The sequence below is a fragment of the Streptomyces sp. NPDC102279 genome, assembly GCF_044766365.1.
In the GTDB taxonomy this organism is placed as follows: Bacteria; Actinomycetota; Actinomycetes; order Streptomycetales; family Streptomycetaceae; genus Streptomyces.
On sequence record NZ_JBIWLU010000013.1, the window covers coordinates 42,475 to 57,987 of the forward strand.

The 15,513-nt window shown below is 70.3% G+C and carries 13 protein-coding genes; 11 read left to right on the plus strand and 2 right to left on the minus strand.

Annotated elements, in window-relative coordinates; all coding sequences use genetic code 11:
- Nucleotides 1-222: 222 nt before the first annotated feature.
- The 8 genes from ACIRQH_RS30715 (at nt 223) to ACIRQH_RS30750 (ending at nt 10,050) form a co-directional block, all read left to right on the plus strand.
- Nucleotides 223-1,023 carry an enhanced serine sensitivity protein SseB C-terminal domain-containing protein gene (locus tag ACIRQH_RS30715; protein ID WP_358818990.1) on the plus strand — a complete coding sequence of 267 codons (801 nt, stop codon included), beginning with the start codon at nt 223-225 and terminating at the stop codon, nt 1,021-1,023.
- A 476-nt stretch (nt 1,024-1,499) separates the two neighbouring features.
- On the plus strand, nt 1,500-2,498 hold the full coding sequence (locus ACIRQH_RS30720) for an ABC transporter permease (protein WP_358818991.1): 999 nt from the start codon (nt 1,500-1,502) through the stop codon (nt 2,496-2,498).
- Nucleotides 2,499-2,536: 38 nt separating this feature from the next.
- A complete protein-coding gene (locus ACIRQH_RS30725; protein ID WP_404227946.1) occupies nt 2,537-4,309 on the plus strand; it encodes an ABC transporter substrate-binding protein in 1,773 nt (590 codons plus the stop codon).
- Between the two features lie 72 nt (nt 4,310-4,381).
- Nucleotides 4,382-5,389, plus strand: a complete 1,008-nt coding sequence (locus tag ACIRQH_RS30730; RefSeq protein WP_355867562.1) for an ABC transporter permease — start codon at nt 4,382-4,384, stop codon at nt 5,387-5,389.
- Nucleotides 5,386-6,483 (plus strand): ABC transporter ATP-binding protein, encoded by a 1,098-nt coding sequence (locus ACIRQH_RS30735; RefSeq protein WP_358818993.1) that lies wholly within the window; start codon nt 5,386-5,388, stop codon nt 6,481-6,483. Before ACIRQH_RS30730 ends, ACIRQH_RS30735 begins: the two co-directional genes overlap by 4 nt.
- A complete protein-coding gene (locus tag ACIRQH_RS30740) occupies nt 6,480-7,805 on the plus strand; it encodes an ABC transporter ATP-binding protein (protein WP_404227950.1) in 1,326 nt (441 codons plus the stop codon). Before ACIRQH_RS30735 ends, ACIRQH_RS30740 begins: the two co-directional genes overlap by 4 nt.
- Nucleotides 7,806-7,945: 140 nt before the next feature.
- Nucleotides 7,946-9,337, plus strand: a complete 1,392-nt coding sequence (locus ACIRQH_RS30745) for a M1 family metallopeptidase (protein ID WP_358818995.1) — start codon at nt 7,946-7,948, stop codon at nt 9,335-9,337.
- Between the two features lie 47 nt (nt 9,338-9,384).
- On the plus strand, nt 9,385-10,050 hold the full coding sequence (locus tag ACIRQH_RS30750) for a trimeric intracellular cation channel family protein (RefSeq protein ID WP_358818996.1): 666 nt from the start codon (nt 9,385-9,387) through the stop codon (nt 10,048-10,050).
- On the opposite strand, the gene ACIRQH_RS30755 is transcribed toward ACIRQH_RS30750, so the two are convergent.
- Nucleotides 9,950-11,293: an alpha/beta hydrolase gene (locus ACIRQH_RS30755; RefSeq protein WP_388869996.1), complete on the minus strand. Its 1,344-nt coding sequence runs from the start codon at nt 11,291-11,293 to the stop codon at nt 9,950-9,952. The two genes, ACIRQH_RS30750 and ACIRQH_RS30755, sit on opposite strands and share 101 nt — an antisense overlap.
- A 222-nt stretch (nt 11,294-11,515) precedes the next feature.
- On the opposite strand from ACIRQH_RS30755, the gene ACIRQH_RS30760 reads away from it, so the two are divergent.
- Nucleotides 11,516-12,376, plus strand: a complete 861-nt coding sequence (locus ACIRQH_RS30760) for a thioesterase family protein (protein WP_358818998.1) — start codon at nt 11,516-11,518, stop codon at nt 12,374-12,376.
- A 214-nt stretch (nt 12,377-12,590) separates the two neighbouring features.
- Here the strand turns inward: ACIRQH_RS30760 and ACIRQH_RS30765 are convergent, their stop codons facing one another.
- Nucleotides 12,591-13,181, minus strand: coding sequence for a TIGR03086 family metal-binding protein (locus tag ACIRQH_RS30765; RefSeq protein ID WP_388869991.1), 591 nt, complete (start codon nt 13,179-13,181; stop codon nt 12,591-12,593).
- A gap of 103 nt (nt 13,182-13,284) precedes the next feature.
- On the opposite strand from ACIRQH_RS30765, the gene ACIRQH_RS30770 reads away from it, so the two are divergent.
- Nucleotides 13,285-14,247: a helix-turn-helix transcriptional regulator gene (locus ACIRQH_RS30770; RefSeq protein ID WP_388932951.1), complete on the plus strand. Its 963-nt coding sequence runs from the start codon at nt 13,285-13,287 to the stop codon at nt 14,245-14,247.
- Between the two features lie 396 nt (nt 14,248-14,643).
- The gene (locus ACIRQH_RS30775) at nt 14,644-15,012 is read left to right on the plus strand and encodes a hypothetical protein (RefSeq protein ID WP_404227956.1); all 369 of its coding nucleotides are present in this window, start codon (nt 14,644-14,646) and stop codon (nt 15,010-15,012) included.
- The last annotated feature ends 501 nt before the right edge of the window (nt 15,013-15,513 follow it).

Here is a 15,513-nt window from a genome sequence, read left to right on the forward strand (position 1 = left end):
CACCCGTTCCGCACGTGCCGGACGCTCCTCGGGACCGGTCGCGGGAGGCACGCGCCGTCCCACCGTGACGGAAGGAGCACGCGACGGCGTCCCCCGGCGGAGGACGTTCGCCGCATAAGCTGGTTTCATGGCCCGGTCGAGGTGTTGACGCACGTTCTCACCGATACCGCAGGCGTATTGGATGAGTTCGTCGTGATTTGTTCGCGAAGGGGCGGTTGAAGGGTGAGCGCGTCGGGCACGGCCGCGGCCGGGCAGGTCGAGCACATGCTGCGCCAGGTGACGCCCGGGCGTTACGACGCCTACGAGGCGCTCCTTCGCGCGCTCACGACCCCCTCGTCCGGCCAGGTGTGGATGCTCCTCTGGCACGGCCAGGCCGGCTCCCCGGACGCCCAGTACGGCAACATGCAGGTGGACGGCTTCGGTTACGCGCCGTGCGTCACCTCCGCCCAGGAACTGTCGGCCAGCGGCTGGAACCGCTCGTACGAGGTCGTCGACGGCCTGGACGTGGCCCGCACCCTCTACCCCGACCACTTCGGTCTGTGGCTGAATCCGCACGCCCCCGGCGGCGGCCTCGGCATCCCCTGGCTCGATCTGCGCCGGATCGCCACCGGTCTGGAACGCCAGCCGGCGGGCCCGCTCCGGCTCTCCGAACCCGGCATCGAGATCCCGCAGTTCTACGCCCTGATCACGCAGAACGCCCATCTCACCCCGGCCGTGCGCTCGCTGCGCCGCGCCTGGGTGCAGCCCGCGCTGGGGGCGCCGTATCTCGCCATCGGCCTGGACGTGTACGACACCTCGCCGCCCGCCGTCGACTCGGTGCGGGCCATGATGCAGCAGTCGATCGGCGCCGTCCCGGAGGGGCTGCCCGTCTCGACGGTCGCGATGTCGGACGCGTTCGACCCGGTCGCGATGTGGCTGCGCGCCAACGCCCGGCCGTTCTACGACCGCGAGGCCCACGCGGCCCCCGCGCAGGCCCCGGTGGCGGGCGGCTACGGCTATCCGCCGGCCCGCGGCGGCTACTGAGGCCGTCCCGTATTCCGGACCGCTCGTACGATCGTGCGAGCGGTGCTGGCATCATGACCTCGTGCGCGGCCTTCCAGTGCCGTACGCACGATGGTGCTGACCTGCGGGGGAGCAGGCGCATGGGGTGGTTGTCCCGATTGGGGACGGTCTGAGGGCAAAAGGATCAGCGTGGACCCTTCGCGCCCAACTGCCCCCCGTCCGGCTCGCGTTACCCACTGTTCGGATAACGGAATCCCCCTACAAGCATCACGGTTGCGCATACTTTCTCCATGAGACCTGGCACGTGATCGTGGCGGCACTGAAGACTCGCCCATCAGACACGGGGTCATCGATTCCGTGAGCGAGTGCAAGTCGAACGATCAGCCGGGTCATCGGGCCGCATCATCTGCGGCCGGCTTCCCGGCGAGCAAGTGAACCAAGCCGCAGACAGCGGCAGGCGTAGGCCGGTCACCACCGGCGAGAAGGGTCGGGTCACTGTGACCGCACCGATCGAGACCACCGGGGCGGCGACGGAAGTTCAGCCAGAGGCTGTGCTCGCCGGAGTCGACAAGGGGCAGATCGAGGGTCGTTCCCTGGGACAGATCGCCTGGACGCGCTTCAAGCGCGACAGAGTGGCGGTCGCCGGCGGTGTCATCGTCGTGCTGCTCATCCTGCTGGCCGTGCTCGCCCGGCCCGTCCAGGCCATGCTCGGGCTGGACCCGAACGCCTTCCACCAGGACCTGATCGACCCCAACACCTCGCTGCCCAAGGGCGGGTTCGGCGGAATGAGCTGGGACCACCCGCTCGGCGTCGACCCGAAGTTCGGGCGCGACATCGCCACCCGTGTCCTCGAGGGTTCCTGGGTCTCCCTGGTGGTCGCCTTCGGCGCCACCATCCTGTCGAACGTGATCGGCGCGATCCTCGGCGTCGTCGCGGGCTACTACGGCGGGCGCGTCGACGCGATCATCAGCCGCCTGATGGACACGTTCCTCGCCTTCCCCCTCCTGCTCTTCGCGATCGCCATCTCCGCCACCCTGCAGGGCGGCGCGTTCGGCCTCGAAGGGCTCCCGCTCCACCTGAGCGTGCTGATCTTCGTGATCGGCTTCTTCAACTGGCCCTACCTGGGCCGTATCGTCCGAGGCCAGACGCTCGCCCTGCGTGAGCGGGAGTTCGTGGACGCCTCGCGGGGCATGGGGGCCAGGGGCCCGTACATCCTGTTCCGGGAACTGCTGCCCAACCTGGTCGGCCCGATCATCGTCTACTCGACGCTGCTCATCCCGACCAACATCCTCTTCGAGGCGTCCCTGAGCTTCCTCGGGGTCGGCATCCAGCCCCCGCAGGCGTCGTGGGGCGGCATGCTCCGTGAAGCGGTCACCTACTACGAGGTCGACCCGCAGTTCATGATCGTGCCCGGCCTCGCCATCTTCGTGACCGTCCTGGCGTTCAACCTGCTGGGTGACGGTCTCCGCGACGCTCTCGACCCGCGCAGTCGCTGATGCCTGACGCGCACCGAGAGATCCAAGAGTTTCCGACAATGGAGGGGAACCCACCCATCATGCGAAGGTCAGCGCTGGCCGCAGTTGCGGCCATCGGCTCCGCGAGTCTGCTTATTGCAGGCTGCAGCAAGGCCGATGACAACAAGAACGACGACACCACCAAATCAGCTGGGGCCAACGCAGCGACCACGGACGTCGTCAACGCCTCCACGAAGAAGGGGGGCACGGTTACGTACGAGTACTCCGATGTCCCGGACTCCTTCGACCCGGGCAACACGTACTACGCGTACATGTACAACCTCAGCCGGCTGTACGCCCGTCCGCTGATGACGTTCCAGCCCGGCGCCGGCGAGAAGGGCAACACCCTTGTCCCCGACCTCGCGGCGAGCAAGGGTGTCCCGAGCGACGGCGGCAAGACCTGGACGTACAAGCTGCGTTCGGGCCTGAAGTACCAGGACGGCGCCGCGATCACGTCCAAGGACGTGAAGTACGCGGTCGAGCGTTCGAACTTCGCGCGTGACGTCCTCTCCCTCGGCCCGAACTACTTCCAGCAGTTCCTCGTGGGCGGCGACAAGTACAAGGGTCCCTACAAGGACAAGAGCGCCAAGGGCCTCTCGTCCATCGAGACCCCGGACGACACCACGGTCGTCTTCCACCTGAAGACCGCGTTCCAGGAGTTCGACTACCTGGTCGCCTCGCCGCAGACCGCTCCGGTCCCGCAGGCGAAGGACAACGGCGTCGACTACGTCAAGAACATCGTGTCCTCGGGCTCGTACAAGTTCCAGAGCTACTCGGACGGCAAGCAGGCCGTCCTCGTGCGCAACGAGGACTGGGACGCGAAGACCGACCCGCTGCGCAAGCAGTACCCGGCCAAGATCGTCGTCAACCTGAAGGTCAACGCCGAGACGATCGACAAGGACGTCCTCGCGGGCGACGCGATCGACCTCGGTGGCGGCGGTGTCCAGGCCGCGACCCAGGCGCAGCTGCTCAGCTCGGCCGACAAGAAGGCCGGCACGGACAACACCTACGGTGGCCGTCTCGTCTACATGGCGATCAACACCAAGGTGAAGCCGTTCGACAAGGTCGAGTGCCGCAAGGCCGTGCAGTTCGCGATCGACAAGGTCTCGGTGCAGACCGCCGAGGGCGGCCCGGTCCGCGGCGACGTGGCCTCCACCGTTCTCCCGCCCGACATCCCGGGCTACGCCAAGGCCGACGCCTACGCGTCCGCCGGCAACAAGGGTGACGCGGCCAAGGCCAAGGAGCAGCTCAAGGCCTGTGGCAAGACGGCCATCAACACGAACATCTCCGCGCGCAGCGACCGCCCGCAGGAGATCGACGCGGCCACCGCGATCATCAACTCGCTGAAGACGGTCGGCATCAACGCCAGCCTGAAGCAGTACCCGTCGGGCAAGTACTTCACCGACTACGCGGGTGTCCCGAAGTTCACCGAGAAGAACAACATCGGTCTGATCATGATGCAGTGGGGTGCCGACTGGCCCTCCGGCTACGGCTTCCTGCAGCAGATCCTGAACGGCAGCGCCATCGGCGCCTCGGGTAACACCAACCTGTCGCAGTACGACAACAAGGACGTCAACTCGCTTCTCGAGAAGGCCATCGGCACGCAGGACGACTCTGCGCGCAACAGCCTCTACACCGAGATCGACAAGAAGACCATGGACGACGCCGTCCTCGTTCCGCTGACCTACTTCAAGGTGCTCCTGGCCCGTCCGAAGTACGCCACGAACCTGGTCTCCACGGCTGCCTTCAGCGGTCAGTACGACTACCTCAACATCGGCACCACGAAGAAGTAGTAGCCCCGGAAGGCAGGTGAAGGCATTGGTGCCCGCGGGCTTTACGGCCCGCGGGCACCAGCGCCGATCCCCGTGATCTCGTACATCCTCCGTCGGACGGCAGCGGCAGCGATCCTGCTCCTGGTCGTCTCCGCGGTCACCTTCGCCATCTTCTTCCTGCTCCCCAGACTGGCCGGTCAGACCCCCGACCAGCTGGCTCAGCAGTACATCGGGAAGAGCCCGTCGAAGGCCGACATTTTCGCGGTCAAGCACAACCTCGGTCTGGACCAGCCCGTCTACGTCCAGTACTGGCACTTCATCAAGGGGATCGTCACAGGCGCTACCTACGACCTCGGCCCCACCACGGCACACTGCAGCGCGCCGTGCTTCGGGTACTCCTTCAAGACCCACCAGGCGGTCTGGCCGGAACTCACCTCCCGCCTTCCGATCACTCTCTCGCTGGCCGGCGGCGCCGCCGTCCTGTGGCTGGTCTCGGGTGTGACCATCGGCGTCATCTCCGCCCTCAAGCCCCGCTCGATCTTCGACCGCGCCTTCATGGGCGTCGCGCTCGCCGGTGTCTCGCTGCCCATGTTCTTCACGGGCAACCTGGCCCTGCTGCTCTTCGCCTACCAGTGGCCGATCTTCGGCACCACCTACGTGCCATTGACCGAGAACCCGGCGCAGTGGGCCAACACGCTCTTCCCGGCGTGGTGTTCACTCGCTCTGCTGTACTCCGCCATCTACGCCCGGCTCACCCGTTCGGGCATGATGGAGACGATGAACGAGGACTTCATCCGCACGGCCCGCGCCAAGGGTCTGCGCGAGGGCAAGGTCGTGGTCCGGCACGGACTGCGCGCCGCTCTCACCCCGATCATCACCGTCTTCGGCATGGACCTCGGTCTGCTGCTCGGCGGCGCCGTGATCACCGAGACCGTGTTCTCGCTGCACGGTGTCGGGCAGTACGCGGTGCAGGGCATCACCGACAACGACCTCCCGAAGATCCTCGGCGTGACCCTCCTCGCCGCCTTCTTCGTCGTCATCGCAAATCTCCTGGTGGACCTGCTGTACGCAGCCGCCGACCCGCGGGTGAGGCTCTCGTGACCGAACTGTCCAAGACCGGCGCCGCGGTCGGCGAGCCCGTCTCCTCCCCCTCGAACGCCCCGCGCTCCTTCCTCGAAGTGCGCGACCTCAAGGTGCACTTCCCGACCGACGACGGTCTGGTCAAGTCCGTCGACGGCCTGACCTTCTCGGTGGAGAAGGGCAAGACCCTCTCCATCGTGGGCGAGTCCGGCTCCGGGAAGTCCGTCACCTCGCTGGCGATCATGGGCCTGCACCGGCTCGGCGCACGCGGCAAGAACGTCCAGATGTCCGGCGAGATCTGGCTGGACGGCAAGGAACTGGTCAACGCCGACCCGGACGAGGTGCGCAAGCTCCGCGGCCGCGAGATGGCGATGATCTTCCAGGACCCGCTGTCCGCGATGCACCCGTACTACACGATCGGCAGCCAGATCGTGGAGGCGTACCGCGTCCACCACAAGGTCGACAAGAAGACCGCCCGCCGGCGGGCGATCGAGATGCTCGACCGTGTGGGCATCCCCGAGCCGGCCAAGCGCGCCGACAGCTACCCGCACGAGTTCTCCGGCGGTATGCGGCAGCGCGCGATGATCGCCATGGCGCTCGTCAACAACCCGGAGCTGCTCATAGCGGACGAGCCGACGACCGCCCTCGACGTCACCGTCCAGGCGCAGATCCTCGACCTCATCCGCGACCTGCAGAAGGAGTTCGGCTCCGCGGTCGTCCTCATCACCCACGACCTCGGCGTGGTCGCCGAGATCGCCGACGAGGTGCTGGTGATGTACGGCGGCCGCTGTGTGGAGCGCGGCACCGTCGACCGGATCTTCGAGCAGCCGCAGCACCCCTACACCTGGGGTCTGCTCGGCTCGATGCCCCGTATCGACCGTGAGACCTCCGACCGGCTCATCCCGGTCAAGGGTCAGCCGCCGAGCCTCATCAACGTCCCGTCGGGCTGCGCCTTCCACCCGCGCTGCCCGTACGCGGACCTGCCCAAGGGCGATGTCACCCGTACCGTGCGCCCCGAACTGCAGCTGATCGGCAGCGGCCACTACACCGCCTGCCACCTCTCGCAGGAGGACCGCACGCGGATCTGGACCGAAGAGATTGCGCCGAAGCTGTGAGTGAGACGAAGAAGACGGACGCCGCCGACGCGGTGATCCCGCAGCAGGCAGCGGCGTCCGACGACCGCGCGGCCTCCGCGAAGTCGCGGGACGACCGCGAGGTGCTGCTGCGGGTCCAGGGACTGAAGAAGCACTTCCCCATCCGCAAGGGTGTTCTTCAGCGCCAGGTCGCCGCGGTCAAGGCGGTCGACGGCATCGACTTCGAGGTCCGCAAGGGCGAGACGCTCGGCGTCGTCGGCGAGTCCGGCTGCGGCAAGTCGACCATGGGCCGGGTCATCACCCGCCTCCAGGACCCGACCGGCGGCAGCATCGAGTTCGAGGGCCAGGACATCACCCGGCTCAAGCCCTCGGGGATGCGTCCGCTGCGCCGCGACATCCAGATGATCTTCCAGGACCCGTACGGGTCGCTGAACCCGCGCCACACCATCGGCTCGATCGTCTCGGCGCCGTTCCGGCTGCAGAGCGTCACGCCCGAGGGCGGGGTGAAGCGGGAGGTCCAGCGGCTCCTGGAGCTGGTGGGTCTGAGCCCCGAGCACTTCAACCGCTACCCGCACGAGTTCTCCGGCGGTCAGCGCCAGCGCATCGGCATCGCCCGCGCGCTCGCCCTGAAGCCGAAGCTGGTCGTGGCGGACGAGCCGGTCTCGGCCCTCGACGTGTCGATCCAGGCGCAGGTCGTGAACCTGATGGACGACCTGCAGTCCGAGCTCGGTCTCACGTACGTGATCATCGCGCACGACCTCTCCGTCGTCCGACATGTCTCGGACCGCATCGCGGTGATGTACCTCGGCAAGATCGTCGAACTCGCCGACCGCTCCTCGCTGTACGAGGCGCCGATGCACCCGTACACCAAGGCCCTGATGTCGGCCGTGCCGGTGCCGGACCCCAAGCGCCGGGGCGCCAAGAGCGAACGGATCCTGCTGAAGGGCGACGTTCCCTCGCCGATCTCGCCGCCGAGCGGCTGCCGGTTCCACACCCGGTGCTGGAAGGCCACGGAGATCTGCAAGACGACCGAGCCGCCGCTCATCGAGCTGAAGCCCGGTCAGCAGGTCGCCTGCCACCACCCGGAGAACTTCGCGGACCAGGCTCCTCAGGACACCGTGCTGCTGTCGGCGGCGCGGGAGGCTGTCGAGCTCGTGGGCGAAGCGGTGCTCAAGGAGTCGGCGGTGACGCCCGTCGCCGCGGCGGAGCCCGAGCTCTCGGCGGTCCCCGCCGAGAAGCCCGTGAAGCCCACGGCGGACGACACGGTCGCCGAGGCGCCTGAGGCGTCCGAGGCGGCTGTGGTCCCCGAGGCGGCCGACGCGGCGGAGGAAGACAAGAAGTAGCGTTCTCGGCTGTCAGGAGTCACCGGCCTTCAGCCCGTGACGACTTGGCAAAGTCATGAACATGCCCGAACGGGAGAGTGCAGAGTCCTGCGTGTCCGTCTGATCGAATCTGATCGGCACACGTACGAAAGGGACGCGAAATGGCACTCTCCCGTTCGGCACGTTTAGGGGCCCTCGCCACCGCGGCGGCCTCCTTCTTCCTTGTCGCCGCCTCCTCCGCCCCCACCCCGGGCGCCGACGGCATCGGTGACACCTACTTCCCCCAGCTCGGCAACGGCGGCTTCGACGCCCGCCACTACGCCCTCGACGTGGCGTACGACCCGGCCACCGACCGCCTCGACGGCCGGACCACCCTCACCGCCCGCGCCACCCAGAGCCTCTCCTCCTTCGACCTCGACCTCCAGAAGCTGGACGTCACCAAGGTCGAGGTGAACGGCAGACCCGCCCACTTCACGCGGTCGGGCGACGAGATCCGCGTCACCCCCCGGGGCCCGCTGGCCAAGGGCCGGACCTTCACGGTCGCCGTCACCTACGGCGGAGTCCCCGAGGCGCTCAGCGGCCCGATCGTGTTCGGCTCCGACTACGGGTGGATGAAGACGACCGACGGTGTCTTCGTCGCCTGCGAACCCAACGCCGCCTCCACCTGGTTCCCCTCCAGCGACCACCCGTCCGACAAGGCGACCTACGACATACGCATCACCGCGCCCAAGGGCCTGACGGGTGTCTCCAACGGACGCCTGATATCGACCCGCGACCACGGCGCGAGCACGGTCACGCACTGGCGCGAGAGCCGGCCCATGGCCACCTACCTGGCGACCGCGACCATCGGGAAGTTCGACGTGAAGACGGGCCGGACGCCCGCCGGGACGCCCATCTACGTCGCCATCGACCCGGTGCTCGCGAACAGCAACAGCGTCGACGTGTACGCCGTCACCGCCGCGGCCACCGACTACTGGTCCCAGGTCTTCGGCCCGTACCCGTTCGAGGAGACCGGCGCGATCGTCGACGACATGCCGCAGGCCGGCTTCTCGCTGGAAGTCCAGTCGAAGCCCGCGTACTCGGCGGTGCGCTCGGAGTCGACCATCGTGCACGAGCTGGCCCACCAGTGGTTCGGCGACTCCGTGTCGGTCGCCCACTGGAAGGACATCTGGCTGAACGAGGGCTTCGCCACCTACGCGCAGTGGCTGTGGTCGGAACACCAGGGCGTCCGCTCCGCGCACGACTCGTTCGTCGCCGGCTACGACTCCCGTCCCGCGGACTCCTCCTTCTGGCAGACCACCGTCGGCGACCCGCAGCGAGACACGATGTTCGCGTCCGCCGTCTACCAGCGGGGCGCGATGACCCTCCAGATGCTGCGCGAACGCATCGGCGACACCGCCTTCTTCAAGCTGCTGCCCGCCTGGACGAAACTGCACCGCTACGGCAACGCGAGCACCGCCGACTTCATCTCCCTCGCGGAGCGGATCTCGGGCCGGCAGCTCGACGACCTCTTCCAGACCTGGCTCTTCACCACCGGTAAGCCCGCCGTCTAGACCTTTCTTCGTAAGGCGCACGCCCCACGACAGGTGAGAATGTGGGGGTGCTCCTGCAACTCTTCAGCCCCTCCGTCCAGCACACGCTCGACCTGATCGGCATTTTCGTCTTCGCGATCTCCGGCGCGCTGCTGGCCGTCCGCAAGAACTTCGACGTCTTCGGCATCGCCGTTCTCGCGGAGATCACCGCGCTGGGCGGAGGGCTGCTGCGCGACATCATCATCGGCGCCGTGCCCCCGGCCGCCTTCACGGACCTCGGGTACTTCACCACGCCGTTCGTCGCCGCCCTGCTCGTGTTCTTCCTGCACCCCCAGGTGGAGCGCATCCAGGTCGGCGTGAACGTCTTCGACGCGGCCGGACTGGGACTGTTCTGCGTCACGGGCACCGTGAAGGCGTACGACTACGGGCTCGGCCTCACCGCCTCGGCCGCCCTCGGCCTCGCGACCGCCGTCGGTGGCGGTGTGCTGAGGGACGTCCTCGCCAACGAGGTGCCCTCGCTGCTGCGCTGGGACCGCGACCTCTACGCGGTTCCCGCGATCGTCGGCGCCACCATGGTGGCGCTCTGCATCCGCTACGACGCGCTCACCCCCTTCACCAGCGGCCTCGCCGTGGTCACGGCCTTCGCGCTGCGGCTGCTCGCGATGCGGTTCCACTGGCGTGCTCCGCGGGCCTGGAACCGCCGTTCGACGGTGAGCGAGGAAGAGACCCCCTGACCCGGCCGGCTCCGACGACGTCCCGGGAGCGCTCGGTGTCGCCGGTCTCCACGAGGTTGCCGGAGCCGCCGGGGCCGCTCACGCCGTCCCCGGGCGCGCCCGGCCCGCTGCCGGCGGCGGCCCGCGTGCGGAAGCGGTCCGTCAGCCAGCGGAACACCTCCGGCAGCTGCGGCCGCCACAGGCCCATGTCGTGGCCGCCCGCGCTGCGCGGCAGCAGCACCACATCCACCTGCGTCGGCGCCTTCGCGATCCGCTGGATCGCCGCGCCCGCCTCGTATCCGTCGCCGGACTCGCCGGAGAAGTAGAGCGCGACCGGCGGTGGGACACGGTCGGCCCGGAGCCGGACGGATGGATCGTTCCGCAGGCGCAGCTCCGGGTTCCGGCCGGCGAGCGAACTGCGCTCCTCACGCGGGTCGTTGTACCCGGACATGCTGACCGCGGCCCGGTAGCGGTCGGGGTGGGCGACGGCCAGCTTGGTCGCGCAGTGCGCCCCGGCCGAGTACCCGGCGGTGGCCCAGCCGTCGGGCGCGGCCTCGGCGCGGAAGTTGTCCCCGATCATCCTCGGCACGTCGACGCTGAGCCAGCTCTCCGCGTTGACCGTGCCGGGGACGTTCGCACAGCCCGTGTCCGACCGGGCCAGCAGGTTGGTGCGCGGCGCGACCAGGATGAAGGGCGCCACCCGCCCGTCGCGCATCAGCGGCACCAGTTGGCGGTGCACCTTCAGCGAACCGAACCAGGCCCTCGCGGAGCCCGGGTAGCCGGGAAGCAGCTCGACGACGGGGAACGAGCGGTGGCGGAAGGCGGGTTCGCCGTACTGCGGCGGCAGCCAGACGTAGACCTCGGCGTTCACGCCGGAGACCCGTCCCCTCAGCTCGGTGACGCGCACCCCGCCCGCCTCCCGCATGCCCGGCCCGACGGCCTGCTCGAAGGTCTGCCGCACCCGCGGCAGGCTCTCCGGCGCGATCCCGCCGGTGCCGTCCGCACCGAGGTCGGCGGCCCGGCCGACGTGGTCGCCGGTACCGAGGAGGTCGGCCCAGTCGTCGTAGAGGCTGTTCGCGTTGTTCACCAGGACGAAGACCACGCTGATCGCGGTGGCCTGCGCCAACAGCAGCATCAGCAGCCGCGCCGCGCCGCGCACCGGCCCCGGTCCGGGAACCCGGGACCACAGGGTCAGGGGCAGCACGAGGGCGACGGCACACAACGCGATCGTGGTCAGGAGGAAGGGCGTCCCGGTGAGACTCATGTCCTGTCAGAGGAACACCCGGACCGATTGGTCACGGGTGATTTCGGACACTTGCCGAGAAAATGGCGAACGATCACCCACCTGGACGGTCGTGCGGAGGACCGGACCGGCTCCTCGGGGCGGCCGGTGTCCCGGCAGGGGGTCCGCGCGGGCCGACGGGCGTTCATCCTCCCGAAACAGTAAAAGCTACCGCTTAGTAATTTCCTGTTGTACCGTTCAGACATGCCAGAAGCAGCTTCGGTACAGGCCACACGGGCCACGATCGGCGACAGCGAGTTCGACCGCGACACCGCGGTCACCCTGCGCGCCCCGGGCGTCTACGACGTGGACCTCTCCGCCGGGTGGACGATCATCACCGCCGTCAACGGCGGCTATCTGCTGGCCGTCCTCGGCCGCGCGCTCGCCGACGCCCTGCCGCACTCCGACCCCTTCACGGTCTCCGCGCACTATCTCACCGCGTCCCAGCCGGGCCCCGCCGTCGTCCGCACGGACGTCGTCCGTACCGGCCGGACGCTGTCGACGGGCCAGGCGTCCCTCTTCCAGTACGACGACGAGGGCCGCGAGGTCGAGCGGATCCGTGTCCTCGCCTCGTACGGCGACCTCGACGCGCTGCCCGACGACGTCCGGACGACCGCGCGCCCGCCCGCGATCCCGTCCATGGACCAGTGCTTCGGACCGCAGGACGCGCCCGCGCCGATCCCCGGCAGCTCGGCGATCACCGACCGGCTCTTCCTCAAGCTCGACCCCGCGACCCTGGGATGGGCCCTCGGCGCCCCCTCCGGGAAGGGCGAGATGCGGGCGTGGTTCGGGCTCGCCGACGGCCGTGACGCCGACCCGCTCTCGCTCCTCCTCGCCGTCGACGCGCTGCCGCCCACGGCGTTCGAGATCGGGCTGTCCGGCTGGGTGCCGACCGTCGAACTGACCGTGCACGTGCGCTGCCGTCCGGCCCCCGGCCCGCTGCGGGTGTCGATCACCACCCGCAACCTCGCCGGCGGCTTCCTGGAGGAGGACGCGGAGGTGTGGGACAGCGCGGACCGGCTGGTCGCCCAGTCCCGCCAGCTCGCGCGCGCACGGCTCGGCTGACCGAGGACTTTCGTCGGGGGGTACGACCCGGTCGAGCCGGGCTCCGGTCGGGGGGCCCGGCTCGACCGATCGGGACCGCCGGTCGTGAGCGGGACCGGCCGACCGCGGACTCCGTGACGCGGCGCGGCTCGGCCGACGCGCCCACCTCGGGGTCCGGCTCGGCCGAGTGCGATCTCCGGTCAAGGAGTGCGGCCCCGCCGGGTCCGACGTCCGGTCACACGGTGACGAACGGCCGGCGGCCCGTCCAGGCCGCCAGCCGGCCGTAGGCGTCGGCCCCCTCGGGCGCCGTGAGCGCCGGGTCGAAGGGCAGCTCGGGGTCCTCGCGCCCCTCCTCGGGCAGTACCCGGCAGGCGGTCGCGAGCGCGAACTCGGCCAGTTCCGGGTCGAGTTCGAGCGGCCTGCCGAGCGCCTCGGACAGGTCCCAGGTGTGGACGACCGCCTCCATGACGTACCCGGCGAGGGCCTGGCGCCCGGGAGCCTCACCCCACGGCACCCGCACGAGCGCCTCCAGACGCGCGTCGTCGGCCCACGCCGTCCGGACCTCGGCCCTGGCCTCGTCGTACGCGGCCACCCAGCCGTCGTCCGGGACGCCGTCGACGTACGGCCGCACCGCGAGCCCGTCGCCGCCCGCGCCGATCACGGCGATCCGCCGGGTCCCCCCGACCAGGTGCGACAGCAGCAGACGGACGTCGAAGCCGACGCACGGCGTGGGTCCGGAGAGCTGATCCGGCCGGACGGTCCCGATGAGTTCGGCGATCCGGCCGGCGGCGCGGGTGTACAGGGGGCGGGGGTCCATGGCGTTCATGAGCGACCTCTTCCGTGTCTCGGTGTGCCCCTACCGTCGACGCATAACCTGACAACCCCCGTCAGCATTTGCCGGGTCATCGGGTGAGCGCGATCCTGGGCCCGTGAAGTCCGACCGCCTGCTCTCGATCCTCCTGCTGCTCCAGACCCGGGGCCGGGTCCCCGCCCACGAACTCGCCGACCGCCTGGAGGTGTCGGTGCGCACCATCTACCGGGACGTCGAGGCACTCTCCACCTCCGGGGTCCCGGTCTACGCCGAGCGCGGCCGGCACGGCGGCATCGAACTGCTGGCCGGATTCCGTACGGACGTCACCGGACTGACCGCCGACGAGTCCCGCGCGCTGTTCATCCTGGCCGCGCAGGGCGCGCACGCCGCGCTCGGTCTGGACGTGGCGCTCGACTCCGCCCTGCGCAAGGTGATGGCCGCGCTGCCCGCGCCGTTCCGGCCTGCCGCCGAGGTCACCGGCCGGCGCATCCTCGTCGACGCCACCCGCTGGAAGGGCGGGCCTCAACGCGCCGTCGACCTGGACGTGTTGCAGGACGCCGTGTTCACCGACCGACGACTACGGCTGCGCTACCGGCACGGCGGGGAGCCCGAACCCCGCACGTACACCGTCGACCCGTACGGGCTCGTCTCCAAGGCCGGGGTCTGGTACCTCGTCGCCGACCGGCGCGGCACCCCGCGGCTGTTCCGCGCCGACAGGATCGGCGCGGCCGCCCTCCTGCCGGACGCGGTGCGCCGCCGTCCCGGCGTGGAACTCGCCCACGTCTGGGAGGTGTTGCGCCGCCAGGTCGAGGAGCGGCCCGGCGGCGTCGAGATCACGGTCCGGGTGCGCCGCTCCCACCTGGACATGTTCGTGCGCCTCAACGCGGCCGTCCTCACCGAACTGCCCGAGGACACCGGGACCGGTGAGTGGGTGACGGCGCGGCTCTCCCACGGTTCCGTGCGCGAGGCCCGGACCCTGATGGCCTTCGGGGACGCGGTGGAGGTCCTCGCCCCGGCCGCGGCCCGTGCGGAGCTGGCCGCGACGGCCACGGCCATCGGCGCGCTGTACGCGGGGGGTTGAGCGCGGGATCGCGTCCCCGCCGTACGGGGGTCCGCACAGCAAGACACAGCTCCGGCACAGCGCGGACCTACGTGGATCTGGTCCTCTGGCCACCGCTCGACCGGCTGTCGTCGGCCGGCCCGACCGGGGCGGCCCTCGCCGACGGACGTGCGCACGCGCGTCTTCGTCCATCGGCCGACGCCGGGCCGACGTCGACCGGCCCGCGCGCCGGGCGCTCCGGCCGACCGGCCTGTCGTCGGACGGCCTCGGCCACCCGGCTTCGTCGAACGGCCCCCGCCGACGGGCGCGCGGCCCGACCGGTGGACGCCCACCGGGGGACGCCGGCCTGTCACGTCGACCGGCGGTCACCGCGGGCCGTCCACCCACCATCTCGCCCGATCCGACAGGGAGTTACCCATGAATCCTCGCGCACGGCTCGTCCCCGCCGCCGCCCTCCTCGCCCTCGCGCCCCTGCTGGCGGCCTGCGGCTCGGGCGACGCGACGTCCTCGGACAGCGGCACCTCCGACGGCCGGAACTGCACCCGCCCCTCCGGCATGCCGAGCGGCGGCGCGTCCGGCCGCCCTTCGGGAGCACCGTCCGGCATGCCCTCCCGCTCCGGCGCGCCCTCGGGCATGCCCACCGGCAAGGCCCCGTCCGGCAACCCCTCGGGCATGCCGAGCGGGGCTCCCGGCGGCGGCATGGGCGGCGGCCAGGGCGGTTGCGGCGGCCCTGGAAGAGGGCAGGCCGGACAGGCGGGGGAGGGGCAGCAGGCGAATCAGGGCTGAGTCCCCGGGCGCGGCGGGCGGGGGCACGGAGGATCGGTGCGATGCCGGGTGCGCTGAGGGAGGGGGAGAACTTCGGCGCAGGCCGGGCCGGTCGCCGGGTGGCCGCGGTGAGGGGAGTTGCCGAACCGGCAGGGCTACGAGGCCTGCCGCGTCCGCACGGTCAGGTGAGCCGGCTCGCTGCCTTCGGCCGGGCGGGCGGCTGAGCTCACCGGGCCGGTGCGAGCGGGGTCGGACGGTCGGCGGGTGCCACCGGCCCGTCGACTGGGCGCAGTTGGCCCTGATCCGGCCGGGTCATGCCTTCGGCCGGTGTTCGGTGTTCGGTGTCCGGTTTGTATGGATGACTGCACCCAGTGCCCCGCGTCCGGGCCGTGCCCCCCTGTCGACAGGAGCCACCAGCCCAATGGATGCGCCCAGTTGGCCCCCGTCGGGTGGGATCGTGCGGTCGGCCGGGTTCGTGCAGGGCCGTCGGTCGGGCTGACGCGGGTCTCGCGGGGGGTGCCG

What these genes read in the sequence shown, in the direction of transcription:
- ACIRQH_RS30765 (WP_388869991.1), bottom strand. Translation starts at nt 13,181, where the DNA reads ATGAACGCCATGGACCCCCGCCCCCTGTACACCCGCGCCGCCGGCCGG.
- ACIRQH_RS30760 (WP_358818998.1), top strand. Translation starts at nt 11,516, where the DNA reads ATGCCAGAAGCAGCTTCGGTACAGGCCACACGGGCCACGATCGGCGAC.
- ACIRQH_RS30745 (WP_358818995.1), top strand. Translation starts at nt 7,946, where the DNA reads ATGGCACTCTCCCGTTCGGCACGTTTAGGGGCCCTCGCCACCGCGGCG.
- ACIRQH_RS30725 (WP_404227946.1), top strand. Translation starts at nt 2,537, where the DNA reads ATGGAGGGGAACCCACCCATCATGCGAAGGTCAGCGCTGGCCGCAGTT.
- ACIRQH_RS30775 (WP_404227956.1), top strand. Translation starts at nt 14,644, where the DNA reads ATGAATCCTCGCGCACGGCTCGTCCCCGCCGCCGCCCTCCTCGCCCTC.
- ACIRQH_RS30755 (WP_388869996.1), bottom strand. Translation starts at nt 11,293, where the DNA reads ATGAGTCTCACCGGGACGCCCTTCCTCCTGACCACGATCGCGTTGTGT.